Annotated in this window: 1 rRNA gene; it reads left to right on the top strand. The window is 50.3% G+C overall.

Annotation, left to right across the window (positions count from 1 at the left end):
- Window positions 1–823, top strand: a 23S ribosomal RNA gene (locus tag AC4J95_RS21100); the annotation flags it as partial.

Below are 823 nucleotides of genomic sequence, written 5' to 3'. Positions count from 1 at the left end.
ACTGGCACCTAGGAGGATCCTGAGTACGGCGGAACACGAGGAATTCCGTCGGAATCCGGGAGGACCATCTCCCAAGGCTAAATACTCCCTAGTGACCGATAGTGAACCAGTACCGTGAGGGAAAGGTGAAAAGCACCCCGGAAGGGGAGTGAAATAGATCCTGAAACCGTGTGCCTACAACAAGTTAGAGCCCGTTAATGGGTGATAGCGTGCCTTTTGTAGAATGAACCGGCGAGTTACGATTACTTGCGAGGTTAAGTTGAAAAGACGGAGCCGCAGCGAAAGCGAGTCTGAATAGGGCGAATGAGTAAGTGGTCGTAGACCCGAAACCATGTGATCTACCCATGTCCAGGTTGAAGGTGCGGTAAAACGCACTGGAGGACCGAACCCACGTACGTTGAAAAGTGCGGGGATGAGGTGTGGGTAGCGGAGAAATTCCAAACGAACTTGGAGATAGCTGGTTCTCTCCGAAATAGCTTTAGGGCTAGCCTCAGAGTAAGAATGATGGAGGTAGAGCACTGTTTGGACTAGGGGCCCATCTCGGGTTACCGAATTCAGATAAACTCCGAATGCCATCCATTCATCTCTGGGAGTCAGACTGTGAGTGATAAGATCCATAGTCGAAAGGGAAACAGCCCAGACCACCAGCTAAGGTCCCCAAATAACTATTAAGTGGAAAAGGATGTGGGGTTGCACAGACAACTAGGATGTTGGCTTAGAAGCAGCCACCATTTAAAGAGTGCGTAATAGCTCACTAGTCGAGTGACCCTGCGCCGAAAATGTACCGGGGCTAAATAGTTTACCGAAGCTGTGGAGCACACCA

It is taken from the genome of Enterococcus sp. GPZ-007 (assembly GCF_059374735.1).
The sequence above is the reverse complement of the archived record's forward strand: the minus strand, read 5'-3'. Positions and strand labels throughout refer to the sequence as shown.